The sequence below is a fragment of the Prosthecobacter sp. genome, assembly GCF_034366625.1.
GTDB lineage: Bacteria > Verrucomicrobiota > Verrucomicrobiia > Verrucomicrobiales > Verrucomicrobiaceae > Prosthecobacter.
Map to the genome: position 1 here is coordinate 657,182 of NZ_JAXMIH010000023.1, position 23,934 is coordinate 681,115.

23 protein-coding genes are annotated in these 23,934 nt (G+C 59.9%); 8 read left to right on the top strand and 15 right to left on the bottom strand.

The genetic code is table 11. The annotated features are described in order from the left end of the window. Positions 1-41 precede the first annotated feature (41 nt). The 4 genes from U1A53_RS23255 to U1A53_RS23270 are packed head-to-tail and all read right to left on the bottom strand — an operon-like array spanning position 42 to position 3,171. Complete coding sequence (locus tag U1A53_RS23255) at positions 42-686, bottom strand: sigma-70 family RNA polymerase sigma factor (protein WP_322284263.1); 645 nt, start codon at positions 684-686, stop codon at positions 42-44. 60 nt (positions 687-746) lie between these two features. Next, positions 747-1,352: a hypothetical protein gene (locus U1A53_RS23260; RefSeq protein WP_322284264.1), complete on the bottom strand. Its 606-nt coding sequence runs from the start codon at positions 1,350-1,352 to the stop codon at positions 747-749. Positions 1,353-1,399: 47 nt separating this feature from the next. Continuing rightward, positions 1,400-2,596: a gephyrin-like molybdotransferase Glp gene (gene glp / locus U1A53_RS23265; RefSeq protein WP_322284265.1), complete on the bottom strand. Its 1,197-nt coding sequence runs from the start codon at positions 2,594-2,596 to the stop codon at positions 1,400-1,402. Further along, a complete protein-coding gene (locus U1A53_RS23270; protein ID WP_322284266.1) occupies positions 2,593-3,171 on the bottom strand; it encodes a hypothetical protein in 579 nt (192 codons plus the stop codon). The genes glp and U1A53_RS23270 overlap by 4 nt, the downstream gene beginning before the upstream one ends. Before the next feature lie 24 nt (positions 3,172-3,195). Between U1A53_RS23270 and U1A53_RS23275 the strand changes: the two genes are divergently transcribed. Next, positions 3,196-3,831: a hypothetical protein gene (locus tag U1A53_RS23275; protein ID WP_322284267.1), complete on the top strand. Its 636-nt coding sequence runs from the start codon at positions 3,196-3,198 to the stop codon at positions 3,829-3,831. Between the two features lie 436 nt (positions 3,832-4,267). On the opposite strand, the gene dapA is transcribed toward U1A53_RS23275, so the two are convergent. From dapA to U1A53_RS23300, 5 genes are read right to left on the bottom strand one after another with little or no spacing between them, the layout of a single operon-like run. Then, entirely contained in the window at positions 4,268-5,149 is an 882-nt protein-coding gene (gene dapA / locus U1A53_RS23280) for a 4-hydroxy-tetrahydrodipicolinate synthase (RefSeq protein WP_322284268.1), read from the bottom strand. A gap of 28 nt (positions 5,150-5,177) precedes the next feature. Next, the gene (gene dapF / locus U1A53_RS23285; protein ID WP_322284269.1) at positions 5,178-5,990 is read right to left on the bottom strand and encodes a diaminopimelate epimerase; all 813 of its coding nucleotides are present in this window, start codon (positions 5,988-5,990) and stop codon (positions 5,178-5,180) included. Positions 5,991-5,999: 9 nt separating this feature from the next. Continuing rightward, positions 6,000-6,812, bottom strand: a complete 813-nt coding sequence (trpA, locus tag U1A53_RS23290) for a tryptophan synthase subunit alpha (protein WP_322284270.1) — start codon at positions 6,810-6,812, stop codon at positions 6,000-6,002. Positions 6,813-6,858: 46 nt separating this feature from the next. Continuing rightward, on the bottom strand, positions 6,859-7,863 hold the full coding sequence (gene rfaD, locus U1A53_RS23295; protein ID WP_322284271.1) for an ADP-glyceromanno-heptose 6-epimerase: 1,005 nt from the start codon (positions 7,861-7,863) through the stop codon (positions 6,859-6,861). A gap of 49 nt (positions 7,864-7,912) precedes the next feature. Then, positions 7,913-8,473, bottom strand: a complete 561-nt coding sequence (locus tag U1A53_RS23300; RefSeq protein ID WP_322284272.1) for a hypothetical protein — start codon at positions 8,471-8,473, stop codon at positions 7,913-7,915. A gap of 222 nt (positions 8,474-8,695) precedes the next feature. On the opposite strand from U1A53_RS23300, the gene U1A53_RS23305 reads away from it, so the two are divergent. The 5 genes from U1A53_RS23305 (at position 8,696) to prmC (ending at position 13,560) form a co-directional block, all read left to right on the top strand. Continuing rightward, entirely contained in the window at positions 8,696-9,742 is a 1,047-nt protein-coding gene (locus tag U1A53_RS23305; RefSeq protein WP_322284273.1) for a thiamine pyrophosphate-dependent enzyme, read from the top strand. After that, entirely contained in the window at positions 9,739-10,704 is a 966-nt protein-coding gene (locus U1A53_RS23310) for an alpha-ketoacid dehydrogenase subunit beta (RefSeq protein ID WP_322284274.1), read from the top strand. Before U1A53_RS23305 ends, U1A53_RS23310 begins: the two co-directional genes overlap by 4 nt. Before the next feature lie 38 nt (positions 10,705-10,742). After that, positions 10,743-11,978: a 2-oxo acid dehydrogenase subunit E2 gene (locus tag U1A53_RS23315; protein WP_322284275.1), complete on the top strand. Its 1,236-nt coding sequence runs from the start codon at positions 10,743-10,745 to the stop codon at positions 11,976-11,978. Positions 11,979-12,018: 40 nt separating this feature from the next. After that, positions 12,019-12,597 carry a 5-formyltetrahydrofolate cyclo-ligase gene (locus U1A53_RS23320; RefSeq protein WP_322284276.1) on the top strand — a complete coding sequence of 193 codons (579 nt, stop codon included), beginning with the start codon at positions 12,019-12,021 and terminating at the stop codon, positions 12,595-12,597. A 72-nt stretch (positions 12,598-12,669) separates the two neighbouring features. After that, complete coding sequence (prmC, locus tag U1A53_RS23325; protein WP_322284277.1) at positions 12,670-13,560, top strand: peptide chain release factor N(5)-glutamine methyltransferase; 891 nt, start codon at positions 12,670-12,672, stop codon at positions 13,558-13,560. Here the strand turns inward: prmC and U1A53_RS23330 are convergent. Next, positions 13,532-13,747, bottom strand: a complete 216-nt coding sequence (locus U1A53_RS23330) for a hypothetical protein (RefSeq protein WP_322284278.1) — start codon at positions 13,745-13,747, stop codon at positions 13,532-13,534. The genes prmC and U1A53_RS23330 overlap by 29 nt on opposite strands. On the opposite strand from U1A53_RS23330, the gene U1A53_RS23335 reads away from it, so the two are divergent. Further along, entirely contained in the window at positions 13,740-14,099 is a 360-nt protein-coding gene (locus tag U1A53_RS23335; RefSeq protein ID WP_322284279.1) for a DUF433 domain-containing protein, read from the top strand. The genes U1A53_RS23330 and U1A53_RS23335 overlap by 8 nt on opposite strands. Positions 14,100-14,105: 6 nt before the next feature. Further along, positions 14,106-14,453 carry a DUF5615 family PIN-like protein gene (locus tag U1A53_RS23340; protein ID WP_322284280.1) on the top strand — a complete coding sequence of 116 codons (348 nt, stop codon included), beginning with the start codon at positions 14,106-14,108 and terminating at the stop codon, positions 14,451-14,453. Between the two features lie 14 nt (positions 14,454-14,467). Here the strand turns inward: U1A53_RS23340 and U1A53_RS23345 are convergent, their stop codons facing one another. The 5 genes from U1A53_RS23345 to miaA form a co-directional block, all read right to left on the bottom strand. Continuing rightward, positions 14,468-15,892 carry a hypothetical protein gene (locus U1A53_RS23345; RefSeq protein ID WP_322284281.1) on the bottom strand — a complete coding sequence of 475 codons (1,425 nt, stop codon included), beginning with the start codon at positions 15,890-15,892 and terminating at the stop codon, positions 14,468-14,470. Between the two features lie 96 nt (positions 15,893-15,988). Then, entirely contained in the window at positions 15,989-19,915 is a 3,927-nt protein-coding gene (smc, locus tag U1A53_RS23350; protein WP_322284282.1) for a chromosome segregation protein SMC, read from the bottom strand. Positions 19,916-20,101: 186 nt separating this feature from the next. Further along, positions 20,102-21,931, bottom strand: a complete 1,830-nt coding sequence (locus U1A53_RS23355; RefSeq protein WP_322284283.1) for a BatA and WFA domain-containing protein — start codon at positions 21,929-21,931, stop codon at positions 20,102-20,104. 3 nt (positions 21,932-21,934) lie between these two features. Continuing rightward, complete coding sequence (gene aroB, locus U1A53_RS23360; protein WP_322284284.1) at positions 21,935-23,035, bottom strand: 3-dehydroquinate synthase; 1,101 nt, start codon at positions 23,033-23,035, stop codon at positions 21,935-21,937. After that, positions 22,990-23,928, bottom strand: coding sequence for a tRNA (adenosine(37)-N6)-dimethylallyltransferase MiaA (gene miaA / locus U1A53_RS23365; protein ID WP_322284285.1), 939 nt, complete (start codon positions 23,926-23,928; stop codon positions 22,990-22,992). The genes aroB and miaA overlap by 46 nt, the downstream gene beginning before the upstream one ends. Between the last annotated feature and the right edge of the window lie 6 nt (positions 23,929-23,934).

A 23,934-nucleotide genomic window follows, 5' to 3' on the forward strand; every position in this document is an offset into this window, starting at 1 on the left:
TGCTGTGGGTTCTGATTTCTAATTTCGTCAATGGTGCGTGATTATTTCACAAAATCTTCAAGATAGGTCTGGAGCAATCGATGAGCGTAAAATAACCTTGATCTGACTGTCCCTTCCGAGACTCCGAGTATCTTGCTGATTTCGGCATGCTGGAGACCCTGGACATCGTAAAGGGTCACCACCGTGCGGTGATCTTCCGACAGCTTCATCATGGCTGTGTTCAACCTTTTTTGCAGCTCATGGATGTTCACTTCGCGGAGCGTGCCTGTGTTGGCCGTGGTCACACGGATGAACTCCGGGTCGTTCTCAATGCCCGTATCTACATCGTCAAGACTGACCTTGTGATGGCGGCCCCGCTTCTTAAGAAAGTTCAAAGTCATGTTCACCGCGATGGAATAGATCCATGTGTAGAACGAGGACTTGCCCATGAAGCGCTTGATGGAGCGGTAGGCCTTGGCAAACACATCCTGCAGCAGGTCGGCGGTGTCCTCCCGGTTCGAGGTCATGTTGTAAACGAGGCCGTAGAGCTTCGGCGTGTATTTGCGCACCAGGTCGTCAAACGCGTGTGTGTCGCCCGCCTGCGCCCTGTCCACGAGGATGCGATCCTCCGCGGCGCTGCTGTTCTGTGCAGGCCCGGGCAGCGAAGCGATGGGGGCCGCCGGAGCGCTGAGGGATGAATCTTGCATTAAGGGAAGAAAAACACTCGTTGCCCAAACAGACAAGCATTTCTTCCCAAGTTGCTGATTTCAGCCATGCTTTGCCTGCCAGAGGTGATCCACACAAATCTGCGACCAAGTTTCGAGCTGATCGTGCATGGCGTGCAGCTCCTCCAGTGTGTGGAAACGCAAGTCTTGGATGGCGTCCTCGTTCGATTTCACGTCGTCACTGCTCAGATCGAAGAAATGCACCACGCCCAGATGCACGCTGCCGACTTCCGTCGCATCGTCGTTGATCAAACCGATGACTTTCTGAGTGTGTGTGCCGCCGATGACCAGTTCCTCGGCCATCTCACGCTCGACGCCGTTGTAATACATCGTCTCGCCAAGTTCGTCCTGACTGGCATCCACCGGATTGATATGACCACCGATGCCGATGGAGCGTTTTGCCACCAGGCGTTTTTCACCGGAACTGCCACCGCGCGTGTAACTGATATAGCGGCCTGCGTGATGAAAGATCGTGTAGGGGATGAGTTGCTTGTGCGTGGGATCTTTTTCAGCGGCAGGACGCTCCATGAAGTGATTGGCACCGGGAGCCAGCATCGCATGCAAGTAACGCGGTGCATCGGATTGAAAGCCTTGAAAACTGCCCAGCTCATCGAAGAGCTGGCGGGTGATGACGAGAACGTGTTCCATGATTGAAGAGCGCGCAGAATGAATGGCCTTGCTGTGCGCGCAACCAATCAATCCAGCAACCACGCCTGCGCCGCCTCGCCTGCTTGGAGGCTTTGACCGGCTTCGAGCCGCAACAACGCCTCTGACCGGCTCAAGGAAAGCAAAGCATGGCTTTGTTGCAGGCCGAAAGGCATGAACTGGCCGTTCGTGAGCGTGCCACGCAGATAGTGCGGGCGGTCACCAGGATTCTCGAGAGCAGTTCCGGCCACCACCGGAAACCAGCGCGGTTTCGCTGCCATGTCTGACGCGCCCATCATCTTGAGCAGGGCGGGGCGCACAAACAGCAGGAAGGTCACGAAGGATGACACCGGATTGCCGGGCAGGCCAAAAAGGTGCGTGGTGCATGGTTCACGACGTGAGGCAAAAAGGAACGGCTTGCCTGGCTTCACACGGACACGCCAGAGCTGCGGCTCGATGCCGAGCTGTTTCAGAGCGGGCTTGATTTGATCGTGGTCGCCGACTGAAACGCCGCCGCTGAGCAGCACGACATCGTTTTCATCCATCAACCGCCGCAGCGTCTCGACGGTGGCCTGCAGATCATCGCGGCAATGAGCGTGCGTGCTTTCTCGAATGCCGAGGCGCGCCAGCATGCCGCGTAGCATGAGGCCGTTTGTGTTGTAAATCTGTCCGCTTCGCAGCGGGCCTGCGCCGGGATGCACCAGTTCATCGCCGGTGCTCAGCACGGCGATACGTGGCAACGCATGCGCGTTGATCCGGTCGAGCCCTTGGGAGGCGAGCACCGCCATGCGACCGGGGGTGATTTTTTCTCCCGCCCTCATCACGAACTGGCCCTGGCACAGATCCGCTCCTGCACGACGAATGTTTTCACCAACGATGACCGGCTCCTGACAGACGATGTGATCGTCGTCACGTTGCACATCCTCCTGCATGATCACGGAGTCGGCTCCGGCGGGAAGCGGAGCACCGGTGAAAATGCGAATGGCGCAGCCGGATTCGAGCTTCAATCCACGATCCAGGCCCGCAGGCTGCTCGCCAGTAACGCGCAGCGCGGTTTTGCTGTCGCTTTCAGCCGCGACGAGCGCATAACCATCCATCGACGATTGATCGAAGGCGGGAATCGGCACCGTGGCGGTCACATCCTGAGCGGCAAAACGGTCGAGTGTTGCAAACAACGACTCCGGCACAGCGTTCAGCGGTGCCACTGCTGCCAGAATGCGTTCGAGCGCCTCGCTTTCGGAAATCATCGGATGACGGGCGGCAGCTTGCTGAGGTCAGGAGCGGGTTCTTCCGTCGGCAAGTTGGCGGGTGGCTGTGTTGGTGCTGGAGACGGTTTGAGCGGCGCTATCGGCTGAAACGGCGCATCCAGCGGTGGAATCACATCCGCCTGCATGACCGGCGTCAGCGGAACCACCGCGCCACTTGCCGAGACAGTGGCTGGAGCGGGTGCGGGGACATCCCCCGGCTTGACCTTGTATAACACGATGTCTCGCAGTTGCGGCGTGCCTTCCGTGATGTCTGCGGTGATGTAGTTGCCTTTGCGTTCCGGAGTCACCTTGAGCTTCGTCTTGGAACCATCAGCGCCTTGCGAGACGATCTCGGTGCCTGCGGGGATGTTCAGCCGCTGCTCGCAGTTGATGAGCACGTAGTTCTGCTCGGGATTCACCAGTTCGATCACGCCGATGAGTTTTGCCTCGCCCATGCGGTTGTCGGCAGGCAGTTTTTTGGAGGAAAGCTTCCAACCAACCGCCTTGCCCATGAGAAAACTGCAACTGGGCAGTCCCAGCAGCACGAGGATGCAGATGATGCGAAAACACGGCATGCAGCATTGATGCGCACGCTTGGCATGCTGTCCAGCCTGGAGGCGGGACCGGTTTTGCTGGCTGAACGCGGACGGCTCCTGATAAAACGACGCATGATGACGGAAGAAACGGAGTTCAACCCCTACGCGCCACCACAGGCGGCGAGGCTGGTTGATGAATCACCCGAGGCAATCCGGCGTGCTCACATCGGCCATGAAACCTCGATCAAGGCCGTTGGAGGTTTGTATGCGCTCTTTGGTGGGTTGATGTTGCTGCCGGTTATTATCGGAATGCTGGAGGCTTTGAGCGCGGCATCCAGCAAAGGCGATTTTGCCGCGATGGGACTCGCTGCGATCATCGGAGCGTGTGGGCTGGTTCTCGGAGCGGGCGTTTTTCGTCTGCGGGCTTGGGCGCGGATTCCGATGGCTGTTGTTTCGGGTCTGCTGGGAGCGGTCACGATTTTTACCGTGCTGCTGCCGTTGATGAACGGGTATGTGGGCTGGTTGATGTTGTCCGCCAAGGGCAGAATGATCTTCTCCCTGCAATATCAGGCCGTCATCGCCTTCACGCCTGACGTGAATCCACGCACGTCAGTCGTGTCCCTATGCCTGCTCTTTGTCGTGATGCTATTGGTGCTCGCGGTGATGGCGGCACTGTTGCTGCCGGTTTTCAGGAGATGATGCCCGGTTTGACGTCAGTCTGGCGGAGGGAGGTTTGTGCGACCCAAAGCGGCGATGAATGCGAGAAGGCCCCAGCAAATTTTCTGCCCTGGAGACAGGCGCGGTTTGCCATCGTAGCCTGTCGCCTTTTTCGCCTCGCCCATAAGTACACCTGGTTCTAATCCGCTCACGGCTTGTTTGGGAACGAAGAGCCGTTTGCCATCCCGCTGATCTGTGAACCAAGTGCCGTCACGATCGGTTCGTGGCTGGCTGGTGCCATAACCCGCCGGTATGTAAGTCGGCGGATGGGTCGCGATCTGCTGCCAAATTTTGAGGCTGTTCCAATCAGCTTCCGGCTTCGAACGCGTGGCGCACGAGATGGAAAGCAGTGACACCACCAGCAAACACACTCCCCGAATGAAAAATGCCGGAGGTCGCGCCGGGTTCATGGCCTGTATTACTTGATGATGCCCAGCTTTTTCAGCGTGGCGGTCAGTTCGGCCACTTTTTCCTTCTCCATGCCGACGAGCGGCAGGCGCAACTCGTCCGTGCAATGTCCAGCAAGGGCCATCGCCGTTTTGATCGGGATGGGGTTGGTGGCGAGTTTCAGGAACGCGGCGAAGAGCGGGTAGTAGCGTGTGTGGATCTTCAACGCGGCGGTGTAATCGCCCTTCAGGGCGAGCTGCACCATCTCGCTGAGTGGTTTCGGGATCAAGTTGCCTGCCACGCTGACGATGCCGACCGCGCCCACAGACATGAAGGGCAGGGTAAGACCGTCATCGCCGGAGAGAATCTCGAAATCAGCGGGAAGCACTTGCTTCATCTGGCTGACGCGTTCGGGATTGCCGCCGGCTTCCTTGATGGAGCGGATGTTCGGGCAATTCTCCGCGAGGCGCACGAGCACATCGAGACCGATCTCGATGCCGCAGCGGCCGGGGATGCTGTACAGCATGAGCGGCAGCTTCGTGTTGTCTGCGATGGCCTTGAAATGCTGATACAGGCCTTCAGGCGTCGGCTTGTTGTAATAAGGGGCGACCTGGAGAGATGCGGTGGCGCCGGCTGCCTCGGCTTCTTGGGTGAGTTCGATGGCTTCACGCGTGGAGTTCGATCCCGTGCCCGCCATGACGATGCCGCGGCCTTTGGCGAACTCGACGCTGAGTTTCACGACGCGCTCATGCTCGTCGTAATCGAGCGTGGGCGATTCCCCCGTGGTGCCGCAAGGCACGATGCCGGACACACCGTTGTCGAACTGGAAATCGACGATGGATTTGAGCGCGGCCTCGTCGATTTGGCCGTTTTTGAAGGGGGTGACGATTGCGGTGTGGGTGCCTGCGAACATGGGAAGCGGGGAGCGAAGGGCGTGGAGCTTAGAGTTGAACGGTTCCTTGGAAAACGAAATCTGCCGGGCCGAACAGGGTTACATTTGTGTATTCGCTCTTCGATGGCTCCTCAAAGCCGACTTTGAGTGTGTCACCGCCTTTGACGAGGACACTTACAGGGCTGGCAGCGCCGGTGAGTTCGTGATGAATCAAGGCGCAGGCGACCATGCCGGTGCCGCAGGCGAGGGTTTCACCTTCCACCCCGCGTTCATAGGTGCGGATGGAGATGCTGCCGGGAGAGACGACTTTAGCGAAGTTGGCGTTGGTACCTTTGGGCTTGAAGGCTTCGTGATAGCGCAGACCGGCACCCCATTCGTGCACGGGCACGCTTTCGAGATCTTCCACGAACACGATGGCATGCGGAACGCCGGTGTTGATACTGTGGACGGTGAGATTGGTGTCAACCACAGGCAGGTTTTGCGCGAGTTTGAGGTTGTGCGGGGCGCTCATGTTGATGCGCACCTGATCGCCCTCGAATTCGGCGGAGATCATGCCAGCGAGGGTCTCAAACTGGATTTTTACCAGCTTGTCACCGTGCAGATGATTGACGAAACGACCGAAACAACGCGCGCCATTGCCGCACATCTCGGCCTCGCCGCCGTCGGCGTTGTAGTAGCGCATTTTGAAATCGCCGCCGTTCGTTGCGGGTTCGACGGCGAGCAAACCATCGGCACCGATGCCGCGATGACGATCACAAAGGCGTTTGATTTGGTCTTTGGTCAGCGCGAGGCTGAGATCGCGATTGTCCAGCATGACGAAGTCATTGCCGGCCCCGTTCATTTTGGTGAAGGAGAGTGTCATAAGGGTAAATCAGAGGGAATGGACGGCATCCACGAGCGGTTTGACGAAGGCTTCGACTTTCACAGCGCAATCGGGACTGGAGCCGTTTTGTTCGATCAACTTTACGATAGCGCTGCCAACGACAACTCCATCGGCCTTGCTCGCGATTTCGGCGGCTTGGGCAGGATTCGAGACACCGAAACCGACGCAGACGGGCACTTCAGTGGCCGATTTGATGATGGCGACCTGCTCGGCGATGCCGGTGGCGATCTCCGCCTGCGCTCCGGTGACGCCGAGACGGCTCACATAATACACAAAACCCTCGGCGCTCTTAGCGATGCTGGCGATGCGCTCCGGCGGCGAGGTTGGTGCGATGAGCTGGATATGACGCAACTCGGCGGTGGGCTTGAGTTCGGCGTTTTGGGCCGCTTCATCGGGCGGGAGATCCAAAACGAGCACGCCATCGGCCCCGGCGGCAGCCGCGTCGATGTGGAATCGCTCGTAGCCGTAGGTATAGACGGGATTGAGGTAAGTGAAGAGCACCAGCGGCACTTGAGACTTGGTGCGGAGCTTTCGGATCATCTCCAAAACGCCGGACATGGAGGCTCCGGCCTTCAACGCGCGGTCGGCGGCCATTTGATTCACCACGCCATCGGCCAGCGGATCGGAAAAGGGTACGCCAAGTTCGACAATATCGACTCCGGCACGTTCCAGCGCGAGCACGATGTCGATGGTGGCATCGAGCGTGGGATCACCGGCGCAGACATAGGCCACGAATGCCTTCTTCTTCGAAGTGCGAAGCTGGGCAAAACGGGCGTCGATGCGGTTGGCTGGGGCGGACATGGGGCCGGGTGTTTAGCGTGAACCGGGGCCCTTTGCAAATCCGGCCTTAAGATGCTTCGTCTCCGAGTCGTCGATCTGGCACCAAATAGCCCTGAACATAGTCGCGGACGGCTTCGGTCAGAGGGGTGATTTCGGTGGTGAAACCGGAGGCGCGGAGTTTGGCGATGTCGGCGCAGGTGTAGTATTGATACTTCGACTGGAGATGCTCGGGCATGTCGATGAACTCGATATTTGGCTCCTTACCGAGGGCGGTGAAGATGGCGGTGGTAAGTTCGACCCAAGTGTGGGCTTCACCGGAGCCGAGATTGAAAAGGCCGCCTGCGCTGGGCGTCTCCGCGAGGTGGAGGGTCATGCGGATGGCGTCCTTCACGTAGAGGAAGTCGCGCATCTGCTCGCCGTCCTTGTAGTCGGGGCGGTGGGATTTGAAGAGCTGGACTTTGCCGGTGGCGAGGATTTGGCCGCAGGCCTTGTGGACGAGGCTGCGCATGTCGGCCTTGTGGTCTTCGTTGGGGCCATAGACGTTGAAATACTTGAGGCCGACGATGTTTGGGAGCCAGCCTTCACGCTTGGCGTGGAGGTCAAAGAGGTGCTTCGAGTAGCCGTACATGTTCAGCGGGCGCAGCGCGTGGATGTCGGGCATTTGATCGTCCATGCCGTGGGCACCGTCGCCGTAAGTCGCTGCGGATGAGGCATAGACAAAACGGGTCTGGTTCGCGAGCGACCACTGGCAGAGTTGCTTGGTGAACTCGTAGTTGTTCCGCATCAGGTAATCGGCGTCACGTTCCGTGGTGGCGGAGCAGGCACCGAGGTGGAGCACGAGGTCGAAGCGGCCAAGTTTCTCGGGGGCATTCAGCACGCGTTGAAGCAGGTCGTTACCGTCGATGTAGTCGGCGAATTTGAGCGGAACGAGGTTTTTCCACTTCTCGTCGGTGCTGAGGCGATCACAGACGACGATGTTTTCGCAGCCCCGGCGGTTCAGCTCCCAAACGAGGGCGCTGCCGATGAATCCGGCTCCGCCGGTGATGAGGATGCGACTTTCCGTGTTGTTCATGCAACCTGCCGGTAACGGGAAAACCGGCGGGATTCAAGCCGGAGCTTGATCAGGCGGCCATGGCCTCGGGCTCTTGAGCGGTCAAGACGGGCAGTTGCTCACGCCAGAGCGCCGGATGCAGGAAGGTGCTGCGAGGATCGCGGTCCCATTCTCCTTGCCAGCCGATCACGGTCTCCATGACCATGGGATGCGGGCATTGGATGGCCGGGTAAAGCCACTGCTGGTCGGCCACTACAAGCTTGGGAATCAATGCTTGGCCGTGGCACTCGATCTCCCATCCCAGCAATAGGGGCTCTTCGTCCGTGAAGCCTGCGAGTCCGTTGGGATGCTCCACCCAGCCGACAAGCCCGCTGCCGTTCAAGACATCCCAGATTTCACGCATCTCCAAATCCACTCGCACGGCGAACCCGGTGGTCTTGGCATGGCCGCCGTTGACGGGGTCTCGGCTGACGAGCCCAAAGATAATGCTCGAAGGGCAGTTGTCTGGAACGATGTCCACTTGGAACCCAAAGCGGATCGGGTGATCGGGTAGCAGCAGACTCCCATAGCTTTGAACTTGGAAGCCTGAGAACACAGGGTCGGCAGCGGCTGTGGCGAGAAGCGATTCCATGGATTTCTAAAAAATTCAGCTTTCTTTATTAAATTTGCACCCTGTTATTGAAATTTCAAACAAATTATTCACATGCTCACATTTTGTCACTTCTAATCTAAAAAATTTTACCCCTCCCAGAAGCGGAAGAGATGCCACAACATAGCAAATCCTGCTTTTTCGAAGGATTCCTTATGGTGAGGGTGTTGACGAATCTGTCGCCCTTGATACCAAATATGCCTCGTGGCACTTGCTCCATCGATCAACTGCGCCGAAACCGACCTGACGGCCGATTTTCGCGACCAATTCCTCCTCACTTACCAGCACATGCTGCTGGCCAGAGTGCTGGAGGAGAAGCTCGGATCGCTCTATCGAGCTGGCGGGCGCATCGTCGGCGGGGTGTATATCGGAAAAGGCCAGGAGGCGTTCAGTGCCGCGCTCGGGGTGCAGCTTCGCAAGGGTTCGGACATCTATGGTCCGCTGATTCGTGACCAGGCGGGCCGGATCGCCTATGGGGAGCCGATTCTCGATTGTGTACGGACTTATCTGGGCACCATCACGGGTCCGATGCGCGGACGTGACGGCAATATCCATCGTGGTCGCCCGAAAGAAGGCCTGCTGGCGATGATCAGCCACCTCGGCAGTCTGCTGTCAGTCGTGGCCGGTGGGTTGTTCGCACGTCGGCAGGCTGGAACGCTGGGGGACAGCATTGGCGCCACCAGCATCGGTGACGGCGGCACTTCCACGGGTGCTTTTCATGAAGGTCTGAACATGGCGGCGGTGGAAAAGCTGCCCATCATCGTCAGCATTGCGAACAATCAATACGCCTACTCCACGCCCAACACGCGCCAGTACGCCTGCGAGAATCTCGTGGATCGCGCCGCAGGCTACGGCATCGAAGGTGTCAGCGTGGACGCCACGGACCTTGCTTCCTGTCTCAAAGCCTTCCGGGCTGCTGTCGCCCGTGCGCGTAGCGGTGGCGGCCCGCAGATGATTGTTGGTACGCTGCTGCGCCTAGCAGGACACGGGGAGCACGATGACGCATCTTACATCCCCGACAAAGCACGCCAGGGCACCTCGGCTCGTGATTGCCTCGCGGTGGCGGAAAAATTCGCGCTCGACCATGGCTGGATGAACTCCACGGACCTGCGTGAGCTAAACGAGGAAGTGCGCCTCAACGTCGATCAAACCATCTCCAAAGTGTCCAACGAACCCGCGCCTGACCCCTTCAAAGAAAACTGGCAGGCGCTGTCCAGCGCCGATCTCGTGGAGGGCCAGCACGAGGCATGAGCATCACCTACCTCGAAGCCATTCGTGAGGCGCAGTACGAGGCATTGCGCAATGATCCCGCCGTCTTCCTCTACGGCCAGGACATTGCCACCTTCGGCGGTGCGTTCAAGGCCACCAAGAACCTCAGCAAAGAATTCCCCAACCGCGTTTTCGACGCGCCGATCAGCGAGGACGCCATGGTCGGCATGGCCGTCGGTGCCGCCGTGGAGGGAGCACGGCCCATCATCGAGATGCAATTCGCCGACTTCTCCTCCGTCGGCTTCAATCAGATCGTCAATCAGGCCGCCACGCTCTACTGGCGCACCAATGTGCCTTGTCCCATCACCATCCGCATGCCCTCCGGAGGCACGGCGGGCAGCGGGCCGTTTCACAGCCAGTCGATGGAGGCCATCTATGCGCACTATCCTGGTCTGGTCATCGTCACCCCTGCCACCGTCGAGGACGCCTACTGGATGCTGCTCGACAGCGTCCAGCTCAACGACCCCGTCATCTACTGCGAGCACAAGTTCCTCTATTACCATCTCAAGGCCGACCAGATCGGCGATCACGAACTGCCCATCGGCAAAGCACGCATCGCACGCCCCGGACGTCACGCCACCATCGTCACCTACAGCGCCATGGTGCATGAGGCCCTGCGCGCCGCCGAGGAACTCCAGCTCGATGGCTATTCCATCGAAGTCGTCGATCTCCGTTCGGTGAAGCCGATGGACACAGACACCATCCTCGCCTCCGTCGCTCGCACGGGTCGTCTGCTCGCTCTTGGTGAGGCATTCCCTTGGGGCGGCGTCACCGCCGAAATCATCGCCCGCGTCACCACCGAAGGCTTCCATCTGCTCGACGCACCGCCCATGCGCCTGAACTCCAAGGACACGCCGATCCCGTATCATCCGAACCTCTGGAAGTCGCACCGCCCTACCACCTCCACCATCGCCGGCGCGCTCCGCCGTCTGCTCCGGTATTAAATTTGGCATTCGTCATTCCGTCATTCAACATTCTCGAGATGCCCACCATCCCCATCCTGATGCCCCAGCTCGGCGAATCCATCGCCGAAGCCACCATCATTCGCATCCTGATCGAGCCGGGACTCATGGTCGAGGCAGGCAGCGATCTCTTTGAGGTGGAGACCAACAAGGCCACCATGGCCGTCAGCTCACCTTGCGCAGGAAAGATCGGCCAGATCGTCGCCACCACGCAGACCAGCTACGCCGTTGGCGCCACGCTTGCCGCGCTCGAAATCACCGAAGAAGACGCACAGTCGCTCGGCATGGGGGAAGAAACCAAGCCCTCCTCCGAAGCGCCGAATGTTCGAGGTTCCACCGACGTCGTCGAGAATCTCCACTTCCAGATCAGCGACACCGACGTCATCTCCACGCGCCAGCCCACCGTCGAACCCGTCGTTGGCGGCCTGCCAGTGCCCGCCGGTGCCACCGGTGCCAGTTACATCTCACCGCGCATGCGCGCGCGCATGCTTGAGCTCGGCCTCAACGCCGCCGACCTCGCCGGCGTTCCCGGAACTGGCGCTGGTGGCCGTGTCACCGTTGAAGACTTCGAGGCCTTCCTTCGTGCTCTCGAACAGCATCGCATGACGCCTGCCTCGCCCATGCGCATTGCTGTTGCTGATTCCATGCGCCGCAGTTGGACGCGCCCTCTCGCCACCGTCGGCAGTCCCATCATGCTGGATGCCATGCTCGCGCATCGCAAAAAAACCGATCCCAAGCCCGGCCCCGCCCTCTACGTCATTCGCGCCCTCGCCTTGGCGCTCGCTGAAAACACCGCCTTCGCTGGCCGCCTCGTCGGCAACCGCATCGTCCATCCTCTCGCCATCGACATCGGCTTCGCCGTCGAAGTCGATGACGGCGTCATGGTTCCCACCCTGCGCGAAGTCGAAAAGACTCCGCTCGTCAAACTGGTGCCCACTTACAACAAACTCGTCGAGCAGGCCCGCGCCCGCCGCCTGCCCAACGACGTCAACCGCCCCGGCATCGCCACGGTCACCAACTTCGGCACCTTTGGCATCGTCTGGGCCACGCCCATTCCGCTGCCCGAGCAAAACCTCGTCCTCGGCCTCGGCGCCGGCAGCAAAGTCCCGCACTGGAGTGAAGAGGTGAAGCAATTCATCCCCGTCACCGAAGCCGAACTCACCCTCAGCTTCGACCATCGCGTCCTCGACGGCGGCGGAGCCGGCCGCCTTCTCAAACGCGTCGCCGAACTCCTGCAAAAACCCGAACTGCTCTGAGAAGGGAGCGCGGGCACTCCTGCCCGCATCAAAGCAGCGCATGCACGACAAACCCACGCTTCGCCAGCACATGCGCGAACGCCTTCGTGCCCTCGATCCCGCCTTCATCGCCAGTGCCAGCCAGCAAATCTCAGACAATATCCTGCACCTCGCTGCTGCGTGGCCATCCGGCACCACCATCGCCCTCTTCGGCGGCCTCAAAAACGAACCGGATATCCTCCCGCATCTCCTTCCCGCCCTCAATGCGCAAGGAGTCCGCTTATGCTTCTTCCAAATCGAAGCCTCTGAACTGCAACCTCGCCAAGTCCGCTCGCTTGATGATCTCCAACGCGGCCAGATGAACGTCTGGGAGCCCAAACCGCACTGTCCACGAATCGAAATCGACGCCCTCGACATCATCCTCGTTCCAGGTCTCGCCTTCACTCGTGATGGACTCCGTCTCGGTCGCGGAGGCGGCTACTACGACCGCCTTCTTGCGAATCCCGCCTGCCGCGCCCAACGCATCGCCATCGCCTTCGATCTCCAGATCGTTGATTCCATTCCCGTCGAACCCCACGATCAGCGCGTCCACCAAATCATCACCGAATCCAGTTTGATTGCTTCCTCCGTGCCCCATTAGTGCCCATCAGTGGTTCAAAACATCTGTTGCAGGCCATTCGTCATTCCGCATTCGTCATTCGACATTTCTTCCATGAAGACCCTTCTCGAAATCATCCAGTCCGGCACCGCCTACCTGGAGAAGCGCAAGATCGAGGAGGCCCGGCTCAACATGGAGCACCTCCTCGCCCACGTCCTCGGCTGCCGTCGGCTTGATCTCTACCTCCGCTTCAACGAAACCGTTCCCGAGGCCCAGTTGACCACCCTGCGCGAACTCCTCCGCCGCCGTGGCGAAGGCGAGCCGCTCCAGCACCTCCTCGGCACCGTCGAATTCTGCGGCCACGAGTTTGTGAGCGACCATCGTGCCCTCGTTCCGCGCCCTGAGACCGAAACCCTCGTCGAACTCATCCTCAAAAAATTCGCCACACCACCGGCACGAGTGCTCGACATGGCCACCGGCTCCGGCTGCATCGGTCTCAGTCTCGCCAAAGCCTGGCCCTTGAGCGAAATCATCCTCGCCGACATCAGCGAGGATGCCCTCGACCTCGCCCGCCTCAACGCTTCGCGCCTCAGCGCCAACATCAAACTCCTGCGCAGCGACCTCTTCGAAAAAATCACCGGCACCTTCGATCTCATCGCCGCCAACCTCCCCTACATCCCCACCGCCGAAATCCAAAGCCTCAGCCCCGAAGTCAAACGCGACCCCGCCCTCGCCCTCGACGGCGGCCCCGACGGCCTCCGCATCGTCGAACGCTTCCTCACCGACGCCCTGCCGCATCTCAATTCAAACGCCCTCATCGCCCTCGAAGTCGGCCACGATCAGGGTGCGCCTGTTTCCATCCGTTGTGCCGCCCTCGGCTACCTCAACGCCACCACCGCCCCTGACCTCCCAGGCATCCACCGCTTCGTCTTTGCAACTGCTGCAACTAAGAAGCCGGAGTCTCCTGACTCCGGCATCACAACGCACCCATTCCGCCCCGCTTGATCCAGTCATTCAGCGGCTCAAACGGCGGCACATCCAGCGCGATGCCGCAGCCAAACGGCGCTGCGTTCACGCTTTGAAAATCCAGCAGGCCATTCTGTGCGAACGGATCAGCCAACGCATGGAGCGTGATGCTGCGGCAGTTGACACTGGATTGGCCGTTGGGGATACTGTGGACAGAAATGAACACCCTTGAAACGGACATTGAGATCAGCACCGATGGCAGCATGAAGCTGCTGGCACCCATGCCTGCGTGGCTGCGGCCAGGCCGCAGCCATGTGCTGCTGGTGATGGCTGATGACAGTGAGGTCGGGCCGGGCATTGAGAAAACCGCGAACGTCTGCGGCGGCGATGCCTGTATCGCCAGCACTCGCGTGCCGGTATGGTCGCTGGAGCAGGCGCGGCGGCTCGGCTTCACGGATGCCGAGCTGCTGGACAACTATCCCAGCCTCACGGGCAGCGATCTGACCGCCGCCTGGGCCTATGTGACGAGCCACAAGGTGGAGGTCGAGCAAGCCATTCGCGACAACGAGGAAGCCTGATTAACGGTGCCAGCCCGCCTCTACTCCAACGAGAATTTTCACCGGCAGGTCGTGCTGGCTTTGCGGGAGCTTGGGCATGACGTGCTCACTTCCGTGGAAGCAGGACGTGCCAATCAACGCATCCCCGATGAGGCAGTCATCGAGTTTGCGAAGCGCGAAGGCCGGGCAGTGCTGACCTTCAACCGCTTGCATTTTCTGCGCCTGCACCGGAGCACGAATGCCGAACACGCGGGAATCATCGTCTGCACGACCGATCACGACACGGCAGCCTTGGCGCAGCGGATTGATCAGGCCATTCGCGAAGCCGGTGTGCTTGATGGGCAGCTCTTGCGCGTGAACCGGCCTGCGAAGTGATGCCATTCATCATTTCATAGCTCCCCCATTCCGCCCCGCTTGATCCAGTCATTCAACGGCTCGAACTGCGTCACATCAAGCGTGATGCCGCAGCCAAACGGTGCGGCATTCACGCTATGCAAATCGAGCGTGCCCTTCTCAATGCGCAGCGTCGCAAAACCTTCGACGTGGCGTTGATACAGGCCGGCATGCTTGTCGATCATCGCGTCTTGCGTGGCGGAGGAGTGCATGCTCAGACCTCGGAAGTAATGATGACCGTTGCGTTCCACATGGGTGACGCCGAGCAGGGCCATCACAGCCAGATCTTGCAGCAAGGCCACCGGTCCCGCGTTGGCGAGATCTTCGCCGCTCAGGATCGGCCCGCCGGGGATGCTGGCAGCGCGTTTTTTGAGCAAGGCGGCGTTGGCGAGGCCTTTGACGATGCCTTTGCAGTTCTTATGGCTAGTGCCGCGATAGCCGAGGTCCAGCGCGAGTGGCAAATCGGCCAGGGAGCCGTCGCTTTCATCAATGATCATGCCCAAACTGTCTCCCACCGCTTCGTTCAGCGCCTTGGAACGATGCAGCGGCTGCTCAATGAGCAGCAGGCTGCGGAACAACGGCGCGAGCGCGGCATCGGCGCTCAGTGTCGCGTAAAAATCACGGAAGCTCGCCAGATCGTAGAACTGCTCGTTGCCATCCAGCGTGGCATGAAAGCCATCGGGGCAGTGGGTGGTGAGGATGCGGGTGATCTCACGCAGACGCGGCAGATCGGTCTCCGGTTTGCCGCAGACCTTGATCTTGAAGTAACGCAGGCCGTAGGCGCGGATGTTTTCCTCCAGCGTGTAGGGCAGCCCGTCATTCAAAGCACCATCGGCAGCGGTGAGCGGATCACCGAGACCGACTGTGTGGCGTGCAAAGACGCGTGTGAGCGGTTGTGGCGCGATGACATCGCTCACGCGCATGCCACGCAGTTCCTCACGCACCGCACCGAGATCAATGTCGAGCACGTCGGAGCGCAACACCGCATGCAGCGGCTGTCCCAGCGCCTTGCACAGACCGTCGAGCACCGCACGCTCGATCAAACTCACACCCAGATTCGCCAGCAGTGGCGGCACCGCTTTTACCTGTGCCCAGTTCGTCTGCTCCGCATACAGGTTCTGCCACCACGCGAAGAATTCCGTCGGTTTTTCCGCTGCCAGTCGTGCAATGCGTGACGCATTCTGAATCACCGCGATCATCTCGGCCAGATCGACCTCAAACAGCGTGTCTGGATCCTTCGTGAACCACTTCGGCGGCAGTCCTTCACTCGCGAGTCCGGCCACCGCTTTGCCATCGACCACCAGATTCACCGTCACAAACAGATGCGGCAGCGCGCTCATGCTGGCGATGCCGTACTTGAACGGGAACCGCGTGTGCATCGGCAGCACATGAAACTGGAAGGACTCGATGGTGAAGGTCATGCAGGAAAGGAGCGTCAACGGTCAAGGCGTCAAGCAGTCAAGGATCACAACCCTTGACCAACTTGACTTTTGACCTCTTGACGAGGCTCCGCCTCCTCAAACCAACACCGCAGGCGACTCTTCTTCCTGCTCCTCAATCTCGGTGAGACGTTCCTGCTGTTCGTCCATGCTTTCGAGGCGTGGCCTGTCGGCTGGAGCATCGAGCTGGAGTTCCTCCACGGATTTGGTGGTGTTGCGGGTGTCCTCGGTCGTCATGCGCACGCCGACGGGCTTGCTGATGCCGAATTCCTGCATGGTGACGCCGTAGATCACGTCCGCGCGGCTCATGGTGCGCTTGTTGTGGGTGACGATGATGAACTGGGAATTGTCGATGAACTTGTCGAGCATCTTGAGGAAGCGGCCGATGTTCGTTTCATCGAGCGGGGCGTCCAGCTCGTCCAGCACGCAGAACGGGCTGGGTTTGACTTGGTAAATCGAAAACAGCAGCGCCACGGCGGTCATGCTGCGTTCGCCACCGGAGAGAAGGCTGATGGTTTGCAGCTTCTTGCCCGGCGGCTTGGCGATGATTTCGATGCCGGACTCCAACGGGTCGCTTTCGTCGATGAGCATGAGGTCGGCCTTGGCCTGAGCGCCAAACAGCTCGCGGAAGTTGTCATGGAAGAAGCCGCGCACCTGCGTGAACGTCTCGACGAACATGGTCTTCGTGGTCTCGTTGATCTTCGCGATGACCTGGAGCAGCTCGTCCTTCGATTTGACGAGGTCGTTGTGCTGGGTGTCGAGGAAGTTGTGACGTTCTTCGAGTTCCTCGAATTCCTGAATGGCATCCAGATTGACCGGGCCGATGCCTTCCAGCTTCTGGCGCAGTTCATAGACGACCTCCATGACGAACGCCCAGTCTGGTTGTGCTTCTTCGCCGGGGATGACGATGTTTTCGAGTTCTTCGTCCTCATCGCGGTTGGAGACGGCGGGGATTTCTTTAGCCTCCGGCTCCTCGGACACTTCTGACTGGTCAGACGCTTCAGACACCGTTGTTTCAGTGCTTTCAGATGACTCAGAAGTCTCGGCTGCGTTCGCGGCTGCCTTCTTGCCACGACTGCGATTTTTCTTCTGCTCCTCGATAGTGACCATGAGGACGTGGTAATCGGGCTCGAAGGCGTCGATGTGGAAGCTGTAGCGCTCTTGAACCTGATTGATGAGGTTTTCGAGGCGGAGATCGACGCGGGTGAGGGCGACTTCGGCGCGGTTGCGAGATTCGTTGAGGCCGTTGTAGCTCTGACGAAGCTGTGTGAGCTGGGTTTCGAGCTGGCTGACCTGCTCGAACAATCCAGCGCGTTCTTCCGTGCGCGCATGGAGATGTTCTTCGATGGCGGCAATGGCACCGCGCTGGGATTCGATCTGTTCTTGGAAGCGGGCGTTTTCAGCATCGCTCTGCTGAATACGGACGCGCCAAGTGTTGATCTCTTCGGAGAAACGATTCATGCCGGCCTGAAGTTCCTGCAAACGCACGCCGAGCGGGGCTTTCTGACGTTCGATGGAATGCAGCGCGCTTTGTTCGAGGGCGAGCGCGGTGCGGAGTTCATTGAGGCGCTCGCTGGATTCGAGTTCGCGACGGAGAAAGGACTCCATTTCGAGTTCGAGCTCGCCTTCGCGGACGCGGGAAGACTCAAGCTGCTCCTGCGCGATGGCGGCGGCCTCACGAAGTTGATTGATCTGGCTTTCAGAGCCGCCGATGCGCTCCTGGATCTGGTTCTGGTCCCACTCGACGCTCTCCAGCTTCGCCGTGGCTTGTTGCAGCGCGCGCTGGACGACGCTGATCTTGCCTTGGAACTGCGAGAAGCCTTCACGCGCGCGCTGGCTTTGCTCGCGGAGGGAAACTTCCTCGCGCTGCATGTCTTCGAGCTGGGCGCTGACGGCTTTCACCGCGTCCTCCTTCTCCATGAACTGGAGTTCGAGTGCCTCGACCTCGGTGCGGAGCTGGCGCACTTCGGCTTCGCGACGCAGGGTCGAGGAGCCTTCTTCCTTGCTGGCACCGCCGTTGATGATGCCGTCCGTGGAGATGAATTCACCGCGCATGGTGGCGATGGCGAGGTGCGGCATCTCACGCTTCAAGCGCAGCGCCGTGTGCAGGTCATCGACGATGATCACGTTGTGCAGCAGGTGATCAATGAGGCTCTGCACGCCAGTTTTGACGCGGACTTTGTCCGTGGCCCAGGCGATGGCGCCGGCGGGCATGAGTTCACGATCCGCAGCATTGCGCAGATTGCAGAAATCATGCGGCACCAGCGAGGCACGGCCCATTTTGTGATCGGTGAGGCGGTCGATGATCTGCGCGGCGAGTTCGCTCTCGGTGAGCAGAACGGCCTGAAGATGATCTTTGAGCGCGGCTTCGATGGCGGGGATGAAATCGGGATCGACCTCAATGCTGGAGGCGAGCAGGCCGCGAACGCCGGTGGAATAGACTTCCGGATTGTCGAGGCCGCTGAGGACGCTCTGCGTGCCGGAGGAGAGACCCTCGCCTTTTTGCAGCAGTTGTTCGAGGATTTCGAGGCGTGACTTGCGCTGCGTGAGATTGCGCTGGAGGTCGTTGAGTTCGTTGTTCATCGCGTCGCGCTGGCGGCGGCGTTCGATGATCTCACGGGCGCAGTCCTTGGCCTTCTCGTCGAGCTGGTTGCGCGTTTCCTCGAGTTCCTGGATGTTGCGTTGCAACTCGTCGTATTCGATCTGGCTGCTCTCACGGGCCTGCGCGGCGGTTTGACGATCATGCGCGAGCGATTCGTGACGCTGACGGTCGGCGGAGATTTGATTGCTCAAGGACTGCGCACGGGCCTCACTAGCGGCCATCTGGCCTTCAAACTGGCGGATCGACTCGCGGATGGCGCGGCGGTCACTTTCCAGGCGGTTGCGCTCCGGCAGGATGCTCTGATGCACGCTCGCGTGCTCGTTCATCGCGAGCTGACGCGTCTGAATGTTGTCGGTGATCGCGAGAAGTTGCTCATCGGCATTGGCGAGATCGCGGCGGGCCTGATCGAGCAGTTCTTCGTTCGCGGCGATCTGCTCCTCGTTTTGACGGATGCGTCCCTCGAGTTCCTCGCTGCGCTCTTTGTTGAAACCAATGCGCCCTTCAGCACTCTGCATCTGTGAGCGGAGTTCCTGGGCCTGTTGACGTGCCTGACTGATCTGCGATTCGAGCGCGTGGTAGGCCTCGCGCGTTTGTGCAGCTTCCGTTTCGGCGGCCTGTAGTTTGCGCTGTAATTCTTCGATCTGATTCGCCAGTATGCGCACCTGTGTTTCGGCCTCGGATTTCTCACCGCTGAACTCGGTGTATTGTTTGTGTGCGAGGTGGGTGTCGAGCAGGCGTGTGTCTTCGAGCAAGGCCTGATAGCGACGTGCTTTGGCGGCCTGACGCTGCAAGGTGCCCATCTGACGCTTCACTTCGGCGATGATGTCGGCGACGCGAAGCAGATTGGCTTCCGTGTATTCGAGTTTGCGCAGCGCTTCCCGCTTCTGCGATTTGAACTTGGTGATGCCAGCGGCTTCTTCAAAGACGGTGCGGCGATCTTCAGGCTTCGAGCTGAGAAGCATGTCGATCTGACCCTGCGCCATGATCGAGTAAGCCGCACGACCGATGCCGGTGCCAGCGATGAGATCGTGGATGTCCTTGAGCCGACAAACGGTGTTGTTGAGGCGGTATTCGCTGCGACCATCGCGGAACACGCGGCGTGTGAGGGCGACCTCATTGAAATCGACCTTCAGCGACTCTTCGCAGTCCGCCATCGTGAGCGTGACTTCGGCGAGGCCCACGGGTTTGCGTTTGTCGGTGCCATTGAAGATGACGTCGGCCATTTCATCACCACGCAGTGCTTTCGCGGACGTTTCACCGAGCACCCAGCGGATGGCATCAACCACGTTCGATTTGCCGCAGCCGTTGGGGCCGACAATGCCGGTGACGCCTTTGTGGAATTCAAAGTGGGTCTTGTCGGCGAAGGACTTGAAGCCGTGAAGGGTGAGGCTCTTGAGATACATGGCTGGAGAGGGAAAAGGCTGCGAAAAAGAAGTGCTAAGGTGGATTGAACCATTCCACAGCCACTACCCGCAAGGCTGAAGGCATTTTTTTACCCTATCTTGGGGTTAATTAATGCTTCCGAAACAATATGTGGGCTTTTTCCGAGCTGTTTCGCTGTGAATAAACGCAGCAGGTGTGAACAAGTTTCAATACACCGCTTTGCGATGAAACAGAAAGCTTTCAAGCAGCAGCACGACGATCACCAGCCAGATCAAACGCTGCGGCCAGGTACTGAAGGCTGAAGCAGTGATGATGGGAGCGGCGGGCTGGATGGAAGTTGCGACATCGGAGGGCGGGGCAGGGAGATTCGTTTCAGCGTCGGAGATCAAGGCACAGGTGCCGCTGCGGTCGCCTGTTTCCCAGGCACCAATGCGATTGAGGGCGAGCAGGTCGTTGGCGGGATCGTCGGAGGCTTCGATGAAGGTGTCGCCATCCCAAGCATGCCATTGCACAAGGTTGCTGGCGTTGAGCATCTCACCAGTGTGCAAGGTGCGCATGTCAGCGAGGGCCTCGCTGTTTTCAGCGCACCAGTAAAGAGCGTTGCCGAGAATGAGCGGGAAGGAGGGCAACAGCGCGAGTTGCTCGGACTGCGAGGGTGAGAAGGCGGTGACGACGATCCGCTGACCGCCGGATTCACCGGCAGCAAGCACGGGCTCTGTGCCAGCGATCCACAACGGCTCTAACGATGCGGGAAGTTCGAGCACGGTGGTTTGCGTGACGGCGATGCGGCTGCTGCTGGCACGAAAGAGCACGGGATGATCGGGCTGCACAGCGCGCACGCTGTCATGCGGCAGGCCTTTGAGCGGTCGGGTGCGCAGCGGCCCGGAGTTGGTCAAAGGTGTGAGCGCGATGACAGGACGGTCCGTGGGCCATTCTTTCGGCAGCCAGTTTTCGAAGACATAGACATCAGGTTGCTCCTTCGGCGGCCATGCAGCGGGATCGCCCTTCCTCATATCGATGCGCCCGGCCTCGATGAGTGATGAGAGTGCGAGTTCGGTGAAAGGGTCGGGCTTTTCAGCAAACCAAGCGACGGTGAGCGGCTTCGTTTTGGGCAGCGGAGCCGCAAGGCCATCGTCCCAGCCGAAACAATCGCCTGCGGTCTTCAAGCGCATTTCCAGACGCTGACCACGCACGCCTTCGAGCGGCAGGATGAGTGAAGATGATGTGCCGGGTGCGAGTTCAAGCTCGCGCAGTTGGGCGATGCGGCCAGCGATGGTGATTTCGAGGGTTGAGGTGGTCTTGTCCTTGTTGCTGGCGGCAGCGCTGACTTTGACAAAGGCCTCGTAGCGATCTCGTGCTAGCGGGCTGTGGCGGATTTGGAAGCCGGTGATGCCGACGTTGAGCGGTTCGGGCAATGCAACGGGAATGGAATCGACTGAAGCATCCGCAGCGCTGGAATCAGCCGCCAGCCAGATGCGGGAGCGTGATTCGAGATCGGCGAGGCGTTTGGCGACGTTCAAGGCAGCCTCGGTTTTGCCTTCGATGGGAGATGGCGTGAGTTCATCGAGCAAGCGCAGGCATTCGCGGCGGTTGCGGCTGCGGGAGAGCAGCACATGAGGCCGTGCATCGAAGGAGATGAGGGAAAGCACGACCTGATCAGGCAGCGAGCGGACGCGCTCTTGAACACGACGTTTTGCTTCATCGAGCCGTGTGCGCCCTTGACTGTCTTTGGCAGACATCGACGCGGAACGATCGACGACGATGACGACCGCGCCGGGTGAATCGGCCGAGAGGTTGCCACTGGGGCGTGCGAGGGCGAGGATGGCAAAGACCAGCACCAGCAGCGTGAGGAGGAGCGAGAGCCATTTTTTGATGCGCCGCAGCCACGCAGACTCCTGATGCTCACGCGCGAGCGATTTGAAGAACAGCAGCGTCGAAACCGGCACCCGCTTCGCCTGCCGACGGAACAACCATAGCGCCAGCGGGATCAGCGCGAGCCATGCGAAGTGCAGGTAGCTGGGGTTCAGGAAGCGCATGCGTCATTTCCGCAACTCATCCAGTGCCTGCTTCAGATGGCCTTCGATCACGTCTTTGCTGACATAGCCCTCACCAATCTTGCGGAGGAGGACGAAGCGAATCTTGCCGTTCTCGAATTTTTTGTCCATGCGGGCGATGCGCATGATCTCCTCGGTGTCGAGGTCATCGGGGAGTTTGATGGGAAGCTCGCAGAGCTTGAGCAGCGTCACGATGCGTTCGTAGTCCTCGCTGGTGAGGTCGGAAATCTGCGCGGAGAGCCAGGCGGCGGCGCGCAGGCCGAGGCTGATGGCCTCGCCATGCAGCAGCCTGCCATAACCGGCGGCGGCCTCGATGGCGTGGCCGAGCGTGTGGCCAAAATTGAGCAACGCACGTGTGCCGATGGTTTCGTATTCATCAGCTTCGACGATGACCGCCTTGATGGCGATGTTGCGACGGATGAGGCCGACGATGTCGCCTTTGCCTTCCGCCACATCTTTGATGGCGGTAAACATCGAGGCATCGCGGATGCAGGCATGCTTGATGATTTCGGCGAAGCCCTCGTTCCATTCGCGTTCAGGCAGGGAGCTGAGCGTGTCGAGATCAGCGATGACATGCACAGGCTGGTGAAAGCAGCCGACCATGTTTTTGGCATTGGGCAGGTTCACGCCGGTCTTGCCGCCCACGGAGCTGTCCACTTGGGACAGCACAGTGGTGGGCACCTGCACGTAGGGGATGCCTCTCTGGTAAACCGAGGCGCAGAAACCCGCAAGATCGCCAATGACACCGCCACCGAGGGCGACGACGAAGCTCTTGCGATCCAGCCCTGCACGTACCATCTCAGTGAGCACGGATTCGCTCCACGTCAGCGACTTGGAGGACTCACCAGCGGGCACGGTGATGAGATGCGGCTGTTTGCCGACGGCACGCAGGCTTTCGAGGACTTTCTCGGCATACAGCGGACCGACATTGGAATCGGTGACGACGGCGCAACTCGTGCGATCCGGCAGTTTCTTGTTCACCTCTTCGCCCAACGTTTTGAGCAGATCACGACCGACCTGCACGAGGTAGCTGCGCGGGCCTAGGTTGACAAAGACGGGACGGACTGGCTGGACGGGCGGAGGCATGGAAAGAGTTCGAGGATGCGTGTCAGCGCGTACTCTGTCGTCGGAAGGGAATCGAGGCAAATCGTTTGGAAGCAGCGTTCACGGCGGAACCAAGTGGCCTGACGCTTGGCGTAACGTCGTGTGGCCTGCTGGATGGCGTCGATGGCCTGATCCAGGGTCAGGTGCCCGGCAAGATGTTCGCGCACCTCACGGATGCCGATGGCTTTTTCAGCGGTGGGCGAGAGTTTGCCGAGCGCGGCGACTTCAGCGATCAAGCCAGCTTCGAACATGGCGAGTGTGCGCTGGTTGATGCGCGCGTAGAGTGTCTCGCGATCCGTGTCGAGGATGACGCCGTTCACTTGCGGCTCCTTTTCCACAAACGAACGCCGCAGGCCAGATTGCGGGCGTCCGGTGAGCAGGCAGATTTCGAGGGCGCGTTCGACATAACGCGGGTTGCGCAGGTTCACAGTGGTGGCGGCCTCGGGATCGCGCTGTAGCAGCCACACGACTTTTTCTCCGGGGCTGAGGTGCCTGAACTGTTCACGCAATCTTGCTGAGGCCGGAGGCAGGGGCGAGAGGCCGTGCGTGAGCGCCTTGAGGTAAAGTCCCGAGCCGCCGACGACGATTGGAACCCGGCCGCGGGCGGCGATGTCTGCGATCACTGGCAGCGCGAGCGAGTGGTAACGCTGGGCATCGCAGGACTCGGTGAGCGGCACCACGCTGTAGAGATGATGAGGCACGCGGGCCATTTCAGCGGCGGAGGGTTTCGCGGAAAGGATGACGATACCTGCGTAAAGCTGGAAAGCGTCCGCATTGACAATTTCTCCTCCGACACGCTCTGCCAAAGCGAGCGCAAGCGCCGATTTGCCGGAAGCCGTGGGGCCGGCGATGAGGAATGTAGAGGGTGGGAGCATGCGCGT

Bases quoted from the DNA above. Each gene is read 5' to 3' on its own strand.
- U1A53_RS23255 (WP_322284263.1), bottom strand. From the start codon at position 686: ATGCAAGATTCATCCCTCAGCGCTCCGGCGGCCCCCATCGCTTCGCTG.
- U1A53_RS23260 (WP_322284264.1), bottom strand. From the start codon at position 1,352: ATGGAACACGTTCTCGTCATCACCCGCCAGCTCTTCGATGAGCTGGGC.
- glp (WP_322284265.1), bottom strand. From the start codon at position 2,596: ATGATTTCCGAAAGCGAGGCGCTCGAACGCATTCTGGCAGCAGTGGCA.
- U1A53_RS23270 (WP_322284266.1), bottom strand. From the start codon at position 3,171: ATGCCGTGTTTTCGCATCATCTGCATCCTCGTGCTGCTGGGACTGCCC.
- U1A53_RS23275 (WP_322284267.1), top strand. From the start codon at position 3,196: ATGCTGTCCAGCCTGGAGGCGGGACCGGTTTTGCTGGCTGAACGCGGA.
- dapA (WP_322284268.1), bottom strand. From the start codon at position 5,149: ATGTTCGCAGGCACCCACACCGCAATCGTCACCCCCTTCAAAAACGGC.
- dapF (WP_322284269.1), bottom strand. From the start codon at position 5,990: ATGACACTCTCCTTCACCAAAATGAACGGGGCCGGCAATGACTTCGTC.
- trpA (WP_322284270.1), bottom strand. From the start codon at position 6,812: ATGTCCGCCCCAGCCAACCGCATCGACGCCCGTTTTGCCCAGCTTCGC.
- rfaD (WP_322284271.1), bottom strand. From the start codon at position 7,863: ATGAACAACACGGAAAGTCGCATCCTCATCACCGGCGGAGCCGGATTC.
- U1A53_RS23300 (WP_322284272.1), bottom strand. From the start codon at position 8,473: ATGGAATCGCTTCTCGCCACAGCCGCTGCCGACCCTGTGTTCTCAGGC.
- U1A53_RS23310 (WP_322284274.1), top strand. From the start codon at position 9,739: ATGAGCATCACCTACCTCGAAGCCATTCGTGAGGCGCAGTACGAGGCA.
- U1A53_RS23315 (WP_322284275.1), top strand. From the start codon at position 10,743: ATGCCCACCATCCCCATCCTGATGCCCCAGCTCGGCGAATCCATCGCC.
- U1A53_RS23320 (WP_322284276.1), top strand. From the start codon at position 12,019: ATGCACGACAAACCCACGCTTCGCCAGCACATGCGCGAACGCCTTCGT.
- prmC (WP_322284277.1), top strand. From the start codon at position 12,670: ATGAAGACCCTTCTCGAAATCATCCAGTCCGGCACCGCCTACCTGGAG.
- U1A53_RS23335 (WP_322284279.1), top strand. From the start codon at position 13,740: ATGAACACCCTTGAAACGGACATTGAGATCAGCACCGATGGCAGCATG.
- U1A53_RS23345 (WP_322284281.1), bottom strand. From the start codon at position 15,892: ATGACCTTCACCATCGAGTCCTTCCAGTTTCATGTGCTGCCGATGCAC.
- smc (WP_322284282.1), bottom strand. From the start codon at position 19,915: ATGTATCTCAAGAGCCTCACCCTTCACGGCTTCAAGTCCTTCGCCGAC.
- U1A53_RS23355 (WP_322284283.1), bottom strand. From the start codon at position 21,931: ATGCGCTTCCTGAACCCCAGCTACCTGCACTTCGCATGGCTCGCGCTG.
- aroB (WP_322284284.1), bottom strand. From the start codon at position 23,035: ATGCCTCCGCCCGTCCAGCCAGTCCGTCCCGTCTTTGTCAACCTAGGC.
- miaA (WP_322284285.1), bottom strand. From the start codon at position 23,928: ATGCTCCCACCCTCTACATTCCTCATCGCCGGCCCCACGGCTTCCGGC.